This window comes from Prevotella sp. HMSC073D09, assembly GCF_001814145.1.
Lineage (GTDB): Bacteria > Bacteroidota > Bacteroidia > Bacteroidales > Bacteroidaceae > Prevotella > Prevotella conceptionensis.
In genome coordinates this window covers 1-17,663 of sequence record NZ_KV814998.1, presented here as the reverse complement: position 1 = coordinate 17,663, position 17,663 = coordinate 1, and the positions used below count along the sequence as shown (strand labels likewise).

General features: G+C 45.0%; 14 protein-coding genes. 8 read left to right on the top strand and 6 right to left on the bottom strand.

What is annotated here, in order from left to right; translation table 11 throughout:
• Nucleotides 1-8: 8 nt before the first annotated feature.
• Complete coding sequence (locus HMPREF2955_RS00090; protein ID WP_070719818.1) at nt 9-443, top strand: Fur family transcriptional regulator; 435 nt, start codon at nt 9-11, stop codon at nt 441-443.
• 315 nt (nt 444-758) lie between these two features.
• On the top strand, nt 759-2,534 hold the full coding sequence (gene rpsA / locus HMPREF2955_RS00085) for a 30S ribosomal protein S1 (RefSeq protein WP_019187836.1): 1,776 nt from the start codon (nt 759-761) through the stop codon (nt 2,532-2,534).
• A gap of 999 nt (nt 2,535-3,533) precedes the next feature.
• Here rpsA and HMPREF2955_RS16045 read toward each other — a convergent pair.
• From HMPREF2955_RS16045 to HMPREF2955_RS00060, 5 genes are all read right to left on the bottom strand, one after another.
• A complete protein-coding gene (locus tag HMPREF2955_RS16045; RefSeq protein WP_168166852.1) occupies nt 3,534-3,680 on the bottom strand; it encodes a hypothetical protein in 147 nt (48 codons plus the stop codon).
• A gap of 292 nt (nt 3,681-3,972) precedes the next feature.
• A complete protein-coding gene (locus HMPREF2955_RS00075) occupies nt 3,973-4,755 on the bottom strand; it encodes a tRNA threonylcarbamoyladenosine dehydratase (protein WP_070719814.1) in 783 nt (260 codons plus the stop codon).
• A 47-nt stretch (nt 4,756-4,802) separates the two neighbouring features.
• Nucleotides 4,803-5,144 carry a hypothetical protein gene (locus HMPREF2955_RS00070; RefSeq protein WP_070719812.1) on the bottom strand — a complete coding sequence of 114 codons (342 nt, stop codon included), beginning with the start codon at nt 5,142-5,144 and terminating at the stop codon, nt 4,803-4,805.
• Nucleotides 5,145-5,262: 118 nt separating this feature from the next.
• A complete protein-coding gene (locus HMPREF2955_RS00065; RefSeq protein ID WP_070719810.1) occupies nt 5,263-7,611 on the bottom strand; it encodes a TonB-dependent receptor in 2,349 nt (782 codons plus the stop codon).
• A gap of 213 nt (nt 7,612-7,824) precedes the next feature.
• Nucleotides 7,825-9,570, bottom strand: coding sequence for a phospho-sugar mutase (locus HMPREF2955_RS00060; protein WP_070719809.1), 1,746 nt, complete (start codon nt 9,568-9,570; stop codon nt 7,825-7,827).
• Between the two features lie 232 nt (nt 9,571-9,802).
• On the opposite strand from HMPREF2955_RS00060, the gene HMPREF2955_RS00055 reads away from it, so the two are divergent.
• The 6 genes from HMPREF2955_RS00055 to HMPREF2955_RS00030 all read left to right on the top strand — a co-directional run bounded on the left by HMPREF2955_RS00055 (nt 9,803) and on the right by HMPREF2955_RS00030 (nt 16,923).
• Nucleotides 9,803-10,129 carry a DUF4491 family protein gene (locus tag HMPREF2955_RS00055; protein WP_070719807.1) on the top strand — a complete coding sequence of 109 codons (327 nt, stop codon included), beginning with the start codon at nt 9,803-9,805 and terminating at the stop codon, nt 10,127-10,129.
• Nucleotides 10,130-10,131: 2 nt separating this feature from the next.
• Nucleotides 10,132-10,602, top strand: coding sequence for a 23S rRNA (pseudouridine(1915)-N(3))-methyltransferase RlmH (rlmH, locus tag HMPREF2955_RS00050; protein WP_070719805.1), 471 nt, complete (start codon nt 10,132-10,134; stop codon nt 10,600-10,602).
• 494 nt (nt 10,603-11,096) lie between these two features.
• Nucleotides 11,097-14,435 (top strand): glycosyltransferase family 117 protein, encoded by a 3,339-nt coding sequence (locus tag HMPREF2955_RS00045; protein WP_070719804.1) that lies wholly within the window; start codon nt 11,097-11,099, stop codon nt 14,433-14,435.
• Between the two features lie 127 nt (nt 14,436-14,562).
• A complete protein-coding gene (locus HMPREF2955_RS00040) occupies nt 14,563-15,174 on the top strand; it encodes a polysaccharide deacetylase family protein (RefSeq protein WP_070719802.1) in 612 nt (203 codons plus the stop codon).
• Nucleotides 15,152-16,210 (top strand): tRNA epoxyqueuosine(34) reductase QueG, encoded by a 1,059-nt coding sequence (gene queG / locus HMPREF2955_RS00035; protein WP_070719801.1) that lies wholly within the window; start codon nt 15,152-15,154, stop codon nt 16,208-16,210. The genes HMPREF2955_RS00040 and queG overlap by 23 nt, the downstream gene beginning before the upstream one ends.
• Entirely contained in the window at nt 16,207-16,923 is a 717-nt protein-coding gene (locus HMPREF2955_RS00030) for a hypothetical protein (RefSeq protein ID WP_070719798.1), read from the top strand. Before queG ends, HMPREF2955_RS00030 begins: the two co-directional genes overlap by 4 nt.
• A gap of 51 nt (nt 16,924-16,974) precedes the next feature.
• On the opposite strand, the gene HMPREF2955_RS00025 is transcribed toward HMPREF2955_RS00030, so the two are convergent.
• Nucleotides 16,975-17,619: a TetR/AcrR family transcriptional regulator gene (locus HMPREF2955_RS00025; RefSeq protein WP_070719797.1), complete on the bottom strand. Its 645-nt coding sequence runs from the start codon at nt 17,617-17,619 to the stop codon at nt 16,975-16,977.
• Nucleotides 17,620-17,663: the final 44 nt, after the last annotated feature.

The window sequence follows — 17,663 nt, the reverse complement described above, 5'->3', positions numbered from 1 at the left end:
ACCACGATATGGAGATGGACGTTTATCATAAGTTGCTCGAAAACGGCATTAGGCCGTCTACACAACGGCTCGCCATCATGAATTTCTTGCTCACGCATCCAACGCATCCCACGGTAGACGAGGTGTATCAAGGATTGTGCAACGAAATCAAAACGTTGAGCCGAACCACTGTTTACAACACATTAAGAATGTTTGCCGAAAAGAATTTGGCGCAAATGATAACCATCAACGAGCACCATGTGTGCTACGATGGTTGCATTAGTCCGCACAAACATTTTTATTGCAACCATTGTGGCCATGTTTTCGACATCTTCGACGATACGTCTGCAAAACTTCCAAAGGAAATGAACATTGATGGACACAAAGTATTGGAAACACAAGTTTACTATCGCGGCATCTGCAAAAATTGTTTGAACAATACAGCTGGGCAGAATAGCAACTAATCGTGTAAAGGTTGGTAAAGGTAAAGTCTGCCACAAATCAATCATATAATTAAGGAAAAGTCAGTTGCATCGCTCATAATTTGCATAACAGCATGAGTTAATGGTTAAACCGCCTGTTAACCAATGCTTTATAAAATCATAATGCCAATTATGATAAATAACAAGCAAATATAACTCCCCTAAGTGTTAAAAGTGTGCTAAAAAGCAAATGTATTATGTCTTTAATGCACGCTAATTGCTTGTATTTTAGTATCTTTGCAGCGTTTTTCAAACAACATAAAGTCTAACTTTATTAATTTACTTTATTTATTATTTATGTCTAATTTAAAAAATGTACAGCCGCTGAGCGATTTCAACTGGCAAGAGTTTGAGAACGGCAGCCCTGTAGAAGTAAGCAAGGATGCTCTTGAAAAGGCTTACGATGAAACCCTTAACAAGGTTTCTGAGCATCAAGTTGTTGATGGTACAGTTATCTCCATCGACAAGAAGGAAGTTATTGTTAACATCGGTTACAAGAGCGACGGTGTTATCCCTGCTTCCGAATTCAGATACAATCCCGACCTAAAAGTTGGCGACACTGTTGAAGTTTACATCGAAAATCAGGAAGACAAAAAGGGTCAACTGATTCTTTCGCACAAGAAGGCACGTCTTAGCAAAAGCTGGGAGCGTGTTAACGCCGCTCTTGAAAACGAAGAAGTTATTCAAGGTTACATTAAGTGCCGCACCAAAGGTGGCATGATTGTAGACGTCTTCGGCATCGAGGCCTTCCTCCCCGGAAGTCAAATCGACGTACATCCCATCAGGGACTACGACGTATTTGTTGGCAAAACCATGGAGTTCAAGGTGGTTAAAATCAACCAAGAGTTCCGCAACGTGGTTGTTTCGCACAAGGCTCTTATCGAAGAAGAACTTGAAGCACAGAAGAAAGAAATCATTTCCAAGCTCGAAAAAGGTCAAATCCTCGAGGGTACGGTTAAGAACATCACCACCTACGGCGTATTCGTCGACCTCGGTGGCGTTGACGGACTTATCCATATTACCGACCTTTCTTGGGGCCGCGTAAGCGATCCGCACGAAGTGGTTAGCTTGGATCAGAAGATAAACGTGGTTATTCTCGACTTCGACGACGAGAAACGCCGCATTGCATTGGGTCTCAAGCAACTCACTCCCCATCCTTGGGATGCTCTCGACCAAAGCCTCAATGTGGGCGACCACGTTAAGGGTAAGGTTGTTGTCATTGCCGATTACGGAGCATTCGTTGAAATTGCACCTGGTGTAGAAGGTTTGATTCACGTTTCAGAAATGTCGTGGAGCCAACACCTAAGAAGTGCACAAGACTTCATGCACGTTGGCGACGAGGTTGAGGCAGTTATCCTTACACTCGACAGAGACGAACGTAAGATGTCGCTTGGCATCAAGCAGTTGAAGGACGACCCATGGGAAACCATCGAGGTTAAATATCCCGTTGGCAGCAAGCACATCGCTAAAGTTAGAAACTTCACCAACTTCGGTATCTTCGTTGAACTTGAAGAAGGCGTAGACGGACTTATCCACATCAGCGACCTTTCGTGGACAAAGAAGGTGAAACACCCCTCTGAATTCACACAAGTAGGTGCTGAAATTGAGGTTGTCGTACTCGAAATAGATAAGGAAAACAGACGGTTGAGCTTGGGTCACAAGCAACTCGAAGAGAATCCTTGGGACACTTACGAAACGCTTTACACCCCTGGCAGTGTTCATCGCGGAAAGATTTCTGAAATGATGGACAAGGGTGCTGTTATTACACTTAACGAAGGCGGCGAAGGTTTTGCAACACCTAAGCACCTTGTTAAGGAAGATGGCACACAAGCTCAGCTGGGCGAAGAACTCGACTTTAAGGTTATCGAGTTTGTGAAAGACACCAAGCGTATCATTCTATCGCACAGCCGCACCTTCGAAGAAGGAAAAGACGATGTGAAACCCGCAAGAAAACAACACGCTGCTAAGAAGTCTGAGTCTTCTGTTCAAATCAACAATGTTGCGGCAGGTACTACCCTTGGCGACATTGACGTATTGGCAGACTTGAAGGCTAAGCTTGAAAAAGGAAAATAAATTCTCATGCCCATTAGGGCTAATTCCTCCTAATAAATTGAATGCGCACCTTGGAATTGTTCCAACTGTGCGCATTTTTTTGTTTACCTTTAAGCCCCTTGCCATCAACGGGTCAACATCCTGGCAAGGATTTCAGCATCGTAAGCGGTATTCTCACTCACCAATCGCCCACCCCTACGCAAACAATCAATTCGCAGGCGAGTTGTTTTTGTGGTGCAAAATAAACTCACGACGATCCAACAACTCCCGAATACATCAGCTCATCAACTTACAAACTCAAGAAAACATCAACTTATAAACTCAAAATCTCATCAACTTATTAACTCATTGACTCACCAACTCAGAAAGCTTAAATTATTATTTTTTATTTTACAATATCGCTCTAATTTTCACCTCGTTCTAGCGAGAATATTGGCTAAAAAGTAGGTAAATAACACCTATTTCAGTCCTTTTACATCCCTTGTTTTGTCTATTTCTAAGAATAAGGGCTGCATTTTGCACCATTTAGCCTTTCTAGTTTGGTTGCCAACTCCTAATTTTTCAAGCCCGTTTTTTCACTTTTTCCCCCGAAAACCCTACTTTTTGATGGATATTTTGCCCTTTTGAGCCATGTTTCTAGCGGTTCGAAAGGGGTTTATTTATACCATTGCAGTGTATTTTTATGCTTTTCCTTTCACGTTTAGCCGCATTTTGCACCATTTTGCTTTGCATTTTGCACCAAAACGCACCGCATTTAGCATCAAAACGCAGTGCGTTTTGCACCAAAATGCACTGCATTTAGCAGCATATTGCACCTCATTTCGCTAAAAAAGGCTCGAAATATGGTGCAATCGCCAGTTCGTTGTAATAAATATTCATTCTTCAACATCCGAGAACTAGCCCCCTTTTGTACAAAACAAACCTTCGCGAGAATCGATTTTTTGCGGCACGATGGCCAATTGTTGAACGGAAAGGGCACTCATAATGTTAAATTTTTGACTTAAAACTATACAAAAACGATTATGCGCTGCATTCAAGTGCATGGGCAACGGCAGAGATAACACATACGCTGACGTACGTCTGCGCGAACTTTTGCAGGACATGCCGGGTTACGGCCTGCGGAAACAGCACCATGCAAACGCGGAAGTTATACCTTGCCGTTGACATGCTGTTTGCGTATGTAGAGAATGCGTTGAATGGCTCCTGCTAGGTCATTTTTTGAGAGACAACCATGTTTTGCCGCAGGTAAATGGTGCATAATTTCAGATTTCATCACATCTTTTCGTTGTGCTCTTTACAATGGTATTGCCCATCTTGTTTAAAGAAAAAAACACTCTAATCCTTCGAACTACGTCAAGAGAATAGACAGACAAGATACCGACAAGCAAACGAAAGATGGACAAGGTGCGATGAATTCAAACTAAAACCTTTGACAAGCACCTTGATGAGCGATTGGGGTTTAAACAGGATTCCCCCACCCTATTATGTCTTTAACCACTTCGGCACCTACAACTATACCAGCTGCGGCAGGCACAAAGGCATTACTAGCAGGCACTTGTTTCTTTCCTTTGGGTTTGTGTGCGCCCTCATCATCAGCCAAATTCCCATTAGTGGGAACGTCATCAACACATCCCATGTTGTTCTGCTCCAGGGGTTTAAGCGGTTGTTCTTCGCTAAACACCACCTTAATCCCAGCAATGCCCAGCGCCCTTAACTTCTTTCTCATCACCTTGGCCAAGGGGTCCATTGTTGTTTTCGATATGTCGACCACCCTAAATGCCGTTGCATCCATCTTGTTGGCAGCTCCCATGCTCGATATGATGGGCACATCAAGCTGCTTACAACGTCTTATCAGTTCAATCTTCGCCGTGATGGTGTCGATACAATCCACCACATAATCATATTGTTTCAAGTCTACCTCGTCCGCATTTTCCGGCAAATAAAACATCTTATACTTGCCAACCACACATGTAGGATTAATGTCGTAGATTCGTTTCTCTATCACATCAACCTTCGCTTGCTCAAGCGTAGAGTGCAAAGCAATCACTTGTCGGTTAAGGTTTGTTATGTTTACCGTGTCTGCATCAAAAACATCAATGTTGCCAACACCACTTCTGGCCAACACTTCTACCGCATAACCTCCTACTCCACCCACGCCAAATACAGCCACTTTGCTACCTTTAAGTCGCTCTACGGCATCTTTGCCAACAAGCATTTCGGTTCTGCTAAATTGATTTTCCATACTTTTCTATCTGTATTTATTCTTATGCCATGTCCCAGCAAGCACGTTCAGTTGGCTGTACCTAATGCAGCATTCAACGTCACTTCCCAACCCATGCTCCATTTATCCTCGATTTTTTTCGAGTAGTTCTTTATCAAATAATAGTCGTTTGCATCCTTATGATACGCAAAGCAGCTGTTAACGCCCTCAACAATCCACCTTAAAATGTCCTTTTCTTTGTCGTTCAACTCGTTGAGCAACACATAGCTTACTAGTTCTTGTACCTTAGCCACATCAAACTCTCCAAGTTCAAATAGCTTATAGCAAAAAGTATCCTCCACTTCGTCGTCCTTGTTTGCCACAATCAAACTTTGTTTTTTGTCTTCGCGTTCTAAATGTTTTGTCCTCATGTTTGTTTAATTTACGATGCACGTTGTACCGAGGTTAGCCAACCAACAAACCAACACGGTGGCCCATTCTTGGTGATGCAGCTTAAAGCCTCTCAAAAAGATAACGTTTCAAACTTTTTTAATAAAACACGTCTACGCCTTTCTCTAAACCGTCGTTGTTCAGCGTGCGGTCTGCCTTATTCTTCCCCTTTCCAAAGTTGAGTCGATATGTTGCGCCCAACACAAGCATGTTGGCGTTATTTCTTATGCTCTGTATATGGTGTTCGGGATGAACGTCCGAAACAATTATGCGTTCATATTTAGCTCCATGTTGGGTAAATAGGTTTGCGCCCATCATCGAGAAATGCCAATTTTTATATTGATACTGCACTTTTATCATGTTCCATCTCTCATTAGAATAATAGGTGTTTCCTTGTAATTCAAACTTGGGTTCAATTTCTTGTTTTACCGACAGCATCCATTTCCCCAAATACATGGCAGCACTTAACGAGGCATAAAAGCGTTTGCGCGAATGGGTTTGAGTAGGCAACGGTACCTGATAGTGGTCCCACCCCACGCACCCCCACAGCGTTGCAAAGCCAAATAGTTCTTTCGCAGACAATTCCAATTCTAAGTTTAGCTGATTGGTAGACTTCCCGTTAATCGCTTTGCTTAAAAACATGTTATAGTATGGGTTCGAAACTTCGCTGATATAGCTATACGAATAGTAGATGGGGTTAAACGTTTTGTTGTGCGACACCCACAAAGTAGACGTGAATTTTGCTTTGGTAAAGCGCAGATAAACCCTGTTTCGAAGATAGGTAGAGGGCTTTAAGCTGGGGTTTCCTTGCCTGATAGATATGTCATCAATCACCTGTATCAAATCAGATTGTTGCGAGATTTCCGGTAACGAAGGATTAAGCAAAAACAAATAGTTCAGTGACCAATTGGGCGAAAAGGCATAATTGGCATTGACATTCACTTTCATCCGTACGGCATTGGTTTTATAGGCATTGTTATCAGCATAATTGTAGATGCCACTAAGATTTAAACCATAACTCAGTTGTTTTGTGTTACCCACTATTTGTGCATACAGCGTTATGCGGTTTTGGTCTATCGTTGCTTGCCTTAATACACCATTTTCCAGCTGCATGTTGTCTGTTGCATTATAATAGTTTTGTATTCCCACGCTGGTTCTTAGGGCTTTAAAGGTCTTGGAATACATGATGTCTGCACCAACACGCCACGACTTGTTCTCGGTTGAGCTCATCAACGTGTCGTTATTTAAAGGGTTGGCGTATATATTCATATAATCCCTGTCGTAAGTTCCTGACGAACGCCTGCCATAAACGTTTGCTTCAATGTGTTGGGTCTTATTTAATTGCTTGCGAAAGAACAGGTCGAAATTGGGCGAAACAAAACCAAGTTTCCAGCGTGTATGGTTTGTATAACGAGAGACATTGCCCTTGTAACTTTGCGTATTCCACGAATTATCGCTGATTTTTTGGTCTTCAAAGCCAATCCCAACCTTTGTCGACATCATGGTATTGGCGTTGTACGAATAGGTGTAAGCCAAAGATAATTCGTTACTTAAATAGTTGAAGTCGCTAGGCATTCCGTTTCTTTCTCTCGACACAGGCTCATCCCTACCGATAAAATCACCTTTCGAACTGATTTCTCGTTTGTTATAGTCGCGCCAATTGGCGGCATAGTTCAGTTCCCATTCCGATTTTCCGTGGTGGTAGTCAATGCCAACATTACCATTAAGAAAGCCCGTTGTTACGCCAGACAGCCCATTTGCCATCACCGAGCCACCATTTTGGCTGGGATTAAGAATGATGTTAATAACACTTCTGCCGTCATATCGCAGGTCGGGTGTGTCGCTATACTCTATGCGTAATACATTTTTAGGGTTCAATGAGAGAATTTTGCTTAGCTCGCATGGTTTTCCGTTAACCTTAAACACAGGTGTGGCGTTGTCTACCTGCACCGTTTGCAATATCTCGTTAACAGCTAAACCAGGCATTTTATACTGTAAAGCGTTGAGCAAGGACAATCCGTTTGCCGACTGCCCCAACTCCTTTTTCGTAGGAATGATAATGTAACGGCCAGCTTTCTGCATAACCGACTCTGCCGTCACAACAACATCACCCAACGTTACTTGGCGCTCGAACAGCGTTATCGTGCCCAAATCAACAAACTGGCTGGACGTTCCCGATATGTTGATTTGCAAAGGAACAAACGTATCTTTTGTTATTTCGATAGACAAGGTAGAATCGTTTACTTCGGCAGATACGAACTGCCCCTGTTTGTTTGTCTCTATTTCAATAACCTTTGTTCCGACTTTGTTCCTGCCAAGAACGAGGGCCTCGTACAATGGTTTGCCAGTGGCGTCTACAACCGTACCTTTAACAACATAGGCTAAGGCCGATGCTGCTTGTGTAAGTAGCAACAAGGCAATGATGGCTTTAAGCAAAAATTGTTTCATGTATTAAACGTTGAGCATGTGAGGCTGAAAGCTGATGCTTGGAAATGACACAAAGGATATGGGGGAAGATAAGCTAATGGAAATCCCCAATCAGTGTTATGCCAATTGGGGATTTCTTGTACAGCTGTGAAAGTCTGAATCTACTTCGATCCGTTTTTCATTATCTTAATACATTCTTAAACAGAACGCGTTAGACTTCTGAGAAACAAAACGTTATAGGCCTAACGACTTCTTAATCTCTTCAATTTTCTCGTCGGCCTCCTTGTTGCAGCGTTCATAGCAACCTGCGCATTTCATTTCGCCTTTCACTTCAAGGTAGAACTTAATCTTTGGTTCTGTACCAGAAGGGCGGACAGACACTTTTGTTCCGTCTTCGCAGAACCATTGCAGCACGTTACTTGTTTCGGGCATGTGGAGTTTTGTTACCACGCCATTGGCGTCAGTTTGCTCCAACGTCTTGTAGTCTTTGGCGATGACAACCTTCGAACCTGCAATTTCTTTGGGAGGATTTTTGCGGAACTTCTCCATCATTGCCTTTATTTCGTCGGCTCCGCTCTTTCCGGGTTTCACTACGTTGATGGTAAACTCCTTAGAGAAACCATACTCCAAGTAGATGTCCATTAGCAGTTCGTAAAGCGTTTTGCCTTGATCTTTGGCATAAGCGCAAATCTCTGCCAACAGCGAGCAGGCCGAAACGGCATCCTTATCGCGAACGAAGTCTTGCGCCATAAAGCCATAACTTTCTTCGCCACCGCCGATGTATTGTTGCTTTCCTTCCGACTTACGTATCTCGTTGGCAATCCATTTAAAGCCCGTATAGCAGTCGCGCATCTCGATATGGTTCTTGTCGGCAATCTTCTTGATGACTTCTGTGGTAACGATAGTCTTCACAATGAAGTCGTTTGGTTTCATCTTGCCCGTCTTGATGCGGTTGGTGATGATGTAATAAAGGAAAAGCAAGCAAGTTTGGTTGCCGTTGATAAGCACCCATTCGCCCTTATCGTTCTTGCAAGCCATGCCCACGCGGTCGGCATCGGGGTCGGATGCCATAACGATGTCGGCGTCAATCTCCTTCGCATCACGTAGTGCAAGGGTTAAAGCCTCGCCGTTTTCGGGGTTAGGACTAACCACTGTGGGGAAGTCGCCACTTCTTACCATCTGTTCTTTCACGCAATGTACGTTTTCGAACCCCCATAGTTTGAGCGAGCGTGGAATGAGCATCATACCCGTTCCGTGTAGTGGCGTGTAAACGATTTTGAGGTCTTTCTGGCGTTCGATAACGGCAGGATCGATGCTAATGGTTTTCACCATGTCGAGGTAAATCTTGTCAACCTCTTCGCCAATAATCTCAATCAGTTCGGGATTACCCTTAAATTTCACGTCGGCCACCTTCACTTTATTCACCTCGTCGATAATTCCCTTATCGTGTGGAGCCAGCACTTGTGCGCCGTCTTCCCAATAAGCTTTGTAGCCGTTGTACTCTTTGGGATTGTGGCTAGCCGTAATGTTCACACCACTTTGGCATCCAAAGTGCCTGATGGCAAACGAACACTCTGGCGTTGGGCGCATATCGTCGAACAAATACACCTTAATGCCATTGGCCGAGAATATGTTTGCAACCGTTTCGGCAAACAAGCGGCTGTTGTTTCGGCAGTCGTGGCAAACGGCAACCTTTATCTGCGGCAGGTTGGCAAAGTTCTTTTTCAGGTAATTGGCCAGTCCTTGTGTAGCCATGCCCACGGTGTAGATGTTCATTCGGTTGCTGCCTGCGCCCATGATACCGCGCAAACCGCCCGTTCCAAACTCCAAATCCTTGTAAAAGGCGTCGATAAGACCCGTCTTATCAGCATTTTCCATCAGTCCTTTCACTTCGTTCCGCGTTTGTTCGTCAAACTCGGAAGTTAGCCATTGCTTGGCCTTTGCCTCGCATTGAGCTATCAGTTGAGCGTTATTCTCCATAATCTATTTATTAGTATATTAAATTTATGTTCCCAATCAAGCCGACAACGTTGTCGTTATCAGCATGGCAAAGATAATAAAAAAATACTTTCGGGCGCATATTTTCATCCTTTAAAATAAGGAAAAAACAAAGTATCGGCCACATTTCTTTGGGAAGTACGCATATTTTAGGTACATTTGCAAACGTATTTAGCGAAACAATAATTTAAAAACAACATCCATATAGAACATCATGGAACTTTATTTCACCGGCATTATCATAGCCGTAAGCACTTTTCTTATCATCGGCATCTTCCATCCCATCGTTATTAAGGTAGAATATTACTGGGGAACTCGTCAGTGGTGGGTGTTCCTTATCTTGGGCATCGTCGCCGTCTTAGTGGCCCTCATGGTGGCTAATGTTATCGTTTCTTCGATACTTGGCGTAATTGGCGCATCCTTTCTTTGGTCTATTGGCGAACTGTTTGAGCAGAAAAAGCGTGTAGAGCGCGGTTGGTTTCCCATGAACCCTAAACGCAAACACGCCTACAATCCAGAGCAAGAGAAGAAAGCCGCGTAGCCATGAAAGTGGAACTTTTGCTCGTTGGAAAAACGGTTAACAGTGTGTTTGTGGCTGGTATTGCCGACTATGCTAAGCGCATAGGCCACTATATGCCATTTAACATCAACGTTATTCCCGAACTTAAAAACACCAAAAACATCTCGGCCAATCAACAAAAAGAGGCTGAAGGCGAACTGATATTGAAGAAGTTGCAGCCAGACGACCATTTGGTGTTGCTCGACGAGCATGGTAAGGAGTTGCGTAGCATCGAGTTTGCCCAATGGTTGGAACGTAAACAGCACGTTGCGCGCCGCTTGGTGTTTGCCGTTGGCGGCCCTTATGGTTTTAGCGATGCGGTTTATGGTCGCGCGAACGAGAAGATAAGTCTTTCAAAAATGACGTTTTCTCACCAAATGGTGCGCCTAATCTTCACCGAACAGCTCTATCGCGCCTGCACAATTCTTAAAGGAGAGCCTTATCATCACGAGTAGAAACAGGCATCGAAATGGAGTTATGTACAATATTTGCGAATGAAAACGCGATTGTTTATTGCACATAACACCCAGATAGAACTAAGAAAAGACTGCTGCCGCGATGCTCCCCCATTTTGTTTTACTTAGATTATACGTGGGCAAGATGTTCCATTAAATCACTAAAAACGTTTGGCTTTTTGTTTGAGCTATCCGCATGCCGAAAGCTTAGATATTCGTTTTGGACTCATATTATCTTATGGGCGAGTCGGCATATACCACAAACTAGCATCAGTACAGCCGCTTGTACTGCCGGTACAAGATGCTTGTAGCATCACTACAAATGGCTTTGTACTGATTAGTTAATCACAAAGTGGGTACACAAACAAAAGTTCAAAACCAATTCTTTTTTGCCTATAATGATGTGAAACATAGGCCAATTATTTTGTACTTATCGCGATTTGCGCTATCTTTGCACCCATATTTCGAAATAAAAACTTTTATTATACCATTTCATGAAACAGTACAAGTTAGTGGACAACGTGCTAGGGTGGCTCGCCTTTTTTATTGCTGCCTTTGTATATTGTTCTACAATCGAACCCACTGCAAGCTTTTGGGACTGTCCTGAGTTTATAACCACAGGCTACAAATTGGAAATCGGACACCCACCTGGGGCACCTTTCTTCATGCTCACAGCCAATTTGTTCTCACAATTTGCCAGCGATGTAACGCAAGTGGCTAAGATGGTGAACACCATGAGCGCTTTGTTGAGTGCCACAACCATCCTATTCTTGTTTTGGACCATCACCCACCTTACGCGAAAGCTTATCGTTAAGGATTGGGGTAGCATGACGTTGAGCAAGCTTATCGCCATAGAAGGTTCGGGATTGGTTGGCGCGTTGATTTACACTTTCAGCGACACGTTTTGGTTTAGTGCCGTAGAAGGCGAGGTTTATGCCTATTCTTCGGCTTTCACTGCCATCGTGTTTTGGCTTATTCTGAAATGGGAAGACCATGCCGACGAACCTCATAGCGACAGATGGCTTGTGCTTATCATGTACATGACAGGTCTTAGCATCGGCGTTCACTTGCTTAACTTGCTTTGCATACCTGCCATTGTGCTGGTGTTTGTTTACCGCAAGTTCCCCAACATCGAGGTTAAAGGCTCGCTCCTTGCCCTTCTTGTGGCCTTCGTTCTCGTTGCAGCCGTGCTTTACGGCGTTATTCCGGGCATCATTACCGTTGGCGGATGGTTCGAGTTGTTCTTTGTTAACACACTTGGTATGCCGTTCAACACGGGTGAAGTGGTGTATATTGTGCTTTTGGTAGGTGCCATTATTTGGGCCATCTACGAGAGCTACTCGCAGAAAAGCGAGAAAAGAGAAAACATTTCCTTCATCGTTGCATTCGGTTTGTTGGGTGTTCCGTTCTACGGCTACGGCTGGTCGGCCTTCATCATTGGCGCAATTGTTCTCGGTATATTATATTATGTGCTGAGCTACAAGCGCAAGAACGAGGCCAAGAAGTTGGTTCCGCTCATCACTTCGCGTATCAAGAATACGGTGTTGCTTTGCTTGCTGATGCTCATGATTGGCTATTCAAGCTACGCGGTTATCGTTATTCGTTCGCTGGCTAACCCGCCGATGGACCAAAATTCGCCCGAAGACATCTTCACTTTGGGTAGTTATCTCAGCCGCGAGCAATATGGCGACAAGCCCCTACTCTATGGTCAGGCCTTTACTTCGCAGGTGCAACTAGACAGAGAGGGCGACATGTGTAAGCCACGAATGAAAGAAGGCGCACCCATCTATCAGCGTAAGGAGAAGGCTAGCAAAGACGAGAAAGACTCTTATTTCGTTGTTGGCAGAAAGAATAAGTACGTTTATGCGCAGAACATGCTGTTCCCACGCATGTGGAATCCACTTCATGCGCAATCGTATAACGACTGGTTAGGAGGCATTGACGGTTCAGAAGTACCTTACGACAGGTGTGGAGAGACCATGATGATAAAGATGCCCAGCCAGATGGACAACATTAGGTTCTTCCTTTCGTACCAATGTAACTTCATGTATTGGCGCTACTTCATGTGGAACTTTGCAGGAAGGCAGAACGATATGCAAGGAAACGGCGAGTTGGAACATGGCAACTGGATATCGGGTATCAGCTTCTTAGACAACGCCCGACTAGGAGATCAAAGCAAATTGCCCGATGATTTGAAGAACAACAAAGGCCACAACGTTTACTATTGCTTGCCTTTGCTATTGGGGCTTATCGGACTTTTCTGGCAGGCCTTCCGCGGACAACGTGGCATTAGGCAATTCTGGGTGGTGTTCTTCCTCTTCTTCATGACGGGGTTGGCCATCGTTATCTACCTTAATCAGACGCCATCGGAACCACGTGAACGCGACTATGCCTACGCGGCATCGTTCTATGCCTTCGCCATTTGGTGTGGTTTGGGCGTTGCAGCCATTATCGACCTGCTTAAAAAGCGTATTAAGGTAGAAGGTACTATCGTTTCGGCCGTTGTTGCTGTGCTATGCCTTCTCATTCCTATACAAATGGCCTCGCAGAACTGGGATGACCACGACCGTAGCCATAGGGACACTTGCCGCGACTTCGGACAAAACTATTTGATGACCCTTCAAGACGAAGGCAATCCCATTATATTCACCAATGGCGACAACGATACATTCCCCTTGTGGTACAACCAAGAGGTGGAAGGCGTGCGTACCGATGCGCGTGTTTGCAACCTTAGCTACCTGCAAACCGACTGGTACATCGACCAGATGAAACGTCCTGCATACAATTCGCCCTCAGTGCCCATCACATGGCCGCGACTTGAATTCTGTTCGGGAACCAACGAGTATGTTGAAGTGGTGCCACAAGCCAAACAACAGCTGCTCGACTTCTACAAAAACTATCCCAACGAGGCCAAAGCTAAGTATGGCGACGAGCCGTTTGAGTTGAAGAACATCCTTAAAAACTGGGTTCGCTCTAAGGATAAGGACTCTCACTTCATACCCACCGACACGGTTTATGTCACTATCGACAAGGCGGCAGTAAGAAAGAGCGGCATGATGATGGCTAGCGACAGCATTCCTAACCGCATGGTGATTTCGCTGAAAGGCAAAAATGCCTTGTATAAGGGCGACTTGATGATGTTGGAGATGATTGCACAGAGCAATTGGGTGCGTCCGATATACGTTGCCTCGACTGTTGGACAGGAGAATTACATGAACCTTGGCGACAACTTTGTGCAAGAAGGACTAGCCAACCGCATTACGCCATTCACAACAAACGCGCCTGGTGCGAAGAACTTCGATACGCAAAAGACCTACAACAACGTGATGAACCGCTACAAGTACGGCGGATTGTCGCGCAAGGGTATCTATATAGACGAAACGGTTATGCGCATGTGCTACACCCATCGCCGAATAATAGCTCAGCTGGCACTACACCTTATTTCCGAAGGCGACAAGCAAAAGGCAAGCAAGGTGTTACAAAAGGCCGAAAAGGAACTGCCTGCCTACAACATCCCCTATAATTATATGAATGGCGGATTGGATATTGCTCGTGCTTACGCATTACTTGGACAGACCGCGAAAGCCAAAGAAGTGGCTAACGCCGTGTGGACAAACGCTCAGCAATACCTCAATTGGTACCTAACGCTCGACGGCTCGCGCTTTGCCAATTCGATGAACGATTGCATGTATCAGATTTACGTTCTCAGGCAAGCCGCATCCGTAATGGGTATGGCCGACAAGCAAACGGCAGCCCAACAGGAAAAGAAACTGAACATGCTGTTTAAGCAATATCAGGAAAAAGGTGGGGCTATGCCCATGGGAGATGAATAAGGAATATACATGACGATGTGCAAAGCAGGTGTAAGAACGAGGGTTGGTCTTGGCCACGCAAATGCTCTTGGCTATGGCGAACGCTGGTTCTTGCACCTGCTGCACGTCTGATACCACTGTTTGAACGATGATAATCGAACAACCCGCAATATGGTTACGCTGGCTTTATCCGCATGCCCTGTGGCGTATGGATAAGAACGACCGTTCTGTTTACCTTACTTTCGACGATGGTCCAATACCCGAATCCACCCCTTTCATTCTCGAAACGTTGGCTAAGTTTGGGGCTCGTGCCACCTTCTTTATGGTTGGCGAGAACGTTGAACGCTATCCCGAACTGTACCAACGCATCGTAGATGCAGGGCATCGGGTGGGAAATCACACCTATAACCACATGGGTGGAGCCAAGCACAGCATCAAAACATACACCGACAACGCAAGGCGGGCCGACGAACTGATACATTCCAACCTGTTCAGACCGCCCCACGGATGGATGCGCCCTAGTCAATACGCATGGCTAAGCCGTACATACAAGGTGGTGATGTGGGACCTCGTTACACGCGATTACTCGAAGTGGATGACGGCCGAAGACGTTCTCAACAACGTTAAGCGTTATGTACGCAATGGGTCTATCATCACTTTTCACGATTCGCTGAAAAGTATCGACAAGCTTCACTTCGCTTTACCTCAGGCATTAGAATGGTTAAAGGAACAAGGGTATGAGTTTAAAACTTTCGAATGACATCAAAGCCGAGGCCAAACGCCTTGGCTTTTTTGCTTGTGGCATAGCAAAGGCCGCGCCCGTAGAGCCCGATACGGCTGCCGAAGTGAGGCGGTGGCTCGACAACGAGTGCTTTGCCGAAATGACATACATGAACAATTATACCGACAAACGCCTCAATCCGCAATTGCTCATGCCCGGTTTAAAGTCTATTGTGTGTGTTGCCATGGGCTATGCGCCTGCCCAACGCATGCCAGAAGGACAATATCAGCTGGCCAGCTACGCCTATGGGCAAGACTATCACGAAGTGGTGAAGGGTAAGTTGCGGCAGTTGGCAGCACATTTCGGTTTCGAACCATACATCGAAGAAAGCGTTTCGCCATCCCTTTCTGTTGCCGAAAGTCCTCCAAGATACAGGGTATTCTGCGACAGTGCGCCCATCTTGGAACGCTATTGGGCAGTAAAGGCAGGCTTGGGGTGGACAGGTAGAAACCATCAGCTTATCATTCCCAAGGCTGGCAGCATGTTTGTGCTAGGCGAATTGTTTCTCGACATCGAGCTAAGCTATGATGAAGAGATGCCCAGCCGTTGTGGAAACTGCCACAAGTGTATAGATGTCTGTCCCACAAAGGCCCTTGGAACGTGGCAAGACATTGTCGGCAAGAAGACTTTCTTGTTTGATGCCAAGCGTTGTCTGTCGTATCAAACCATCGAATATCGGGGCGATTTAAATCCCGAAGTGGCCCAAGCTATGGGCGATACCATCTACGGATGCGACAAATGTCAAACCATTTGTCCCTGGAACGCTCACCCCATAGCCACCAATATCGAGGAGTTGGCTCCCAAAGCCGAACTTATGTGCATGACACGAGAACAATGGCACAACCTAACGGAAGACGATTACCGACGCCTTTTCAAGGGAAGTGCGGTCAAACGGGCCAAATATGCAGGGCTAATGCGAAACATTAAGGCCGTAGAACAATGCCAAAATCTGCAAAAACAACAAGAAAACGATGTACGCGAACCCACTATAACCGATAAGGAAAAGAAACAATGAGAGATAAGCAAAACTTAATAAACACGCAAAAGACGTTGATACACGCCTTTTTCGATGGCTTTATGAACGGCGTTGCGGATGCCAACGAGTTGAAACCCAACGAACGGCAGACACTGATAAAGACACTTCTGAACGTTTACGAAAAGGTTTCGGAGCATTACGCCGTAGTAATGCTGCCCATCCTAGGCGTTGTTCACCACGAAACTTTGGAGCAATTGCAATGCAAACTCGATGCACTAGGACAACAAGGCGATGCAGATGTTACCGCATTGTTTAAGGTGGTATGTCGAGAAGAAGGCACTTACGAGGCGATGGTCGACGATTATAAGGTTAATTTCGAGGCACTTTTGAAGGGCACTACGCTGCATCCCCAGCACTTAACCTTAGCCGATGATACCCCAACTACCTGCTATACCAAGACCAACGAGGAACAAAACATCAGGCTTTTGGTGCGCGCCATTCTGCGCGCTTACAGCTGCGGACTGCAAACAAAGCCTTCGTCACAGCAGTTTAAGCAAGCAACGGTTATTCGGATGGTGTTGGATAACGTAGACTTGTTGGTCAATGGCAAGTACACCATCGCACAACACCTGGACAAGACTGCTGATATACACGAGTTGTTTTTGGCCGTGGTGCATACTCAAGAACGGTACAATGTGGTTCAAGACGAACTGCAAATCGAAATGGAAAGATTGATAAAAGGCGACAATTAAAGTTAGGTGTTGATGTAACCTGTTGCAAATAAGTCGCAGGCTGACAACACCTTACTTGTTGTAAGGCGTTTCTTTCATGAGCTTGCTGTCGATAAATTCAACCCCCTTGGGGGTACAAAAACCACGAAGAAACAGCACGGCCACATTGGTGAACAAATGGTTGACATCGTATTTCTGAAACATTCGTTCGCCCATCATGAGCTTTGAAGAAAAGGAGATGAAGTTCAGCACCACATTATAGTCGAAAAACCGCACGAAATAACCTTCCTCAATGCCTCGTTTCACAAAGTCTAAAGCCTCTTTATGGTTTTTCTCTGTCTTGTTGGTGAGATACCTCACCACTCGCGAATACTTACTTAGTTCACTGAAAAACAAAGGGTTCGTACTCGCCATGTCGGCCATTTCGCGGTTGTAGATGTGAAAAATAAGGTCCATTACCGTATGGCTTTTATCCTGCGCATACAGCTGCGAGTCGAGTTTTCTGGCCTTGTCTTCGCGTATAATGCCGTCGAGCAGCAGCTCTTCCTTGTTCGAATAGATTTCATATATCGTTCGTTTGGATATGCCAAGTGTCGTTGCGATGTCGTCCATACGCACACTGCGTATGCCACGCTCTTTAAAAGCGTGCATAGAAGTAACCAAAATACGCTCCTTTAAATCCTTCCGATAGTTAGAAAGTAAATCTTGTTGCTCCATAATATACCCTTATTTAGGGTAATTCAGTTAATTCCCTCTTAGGA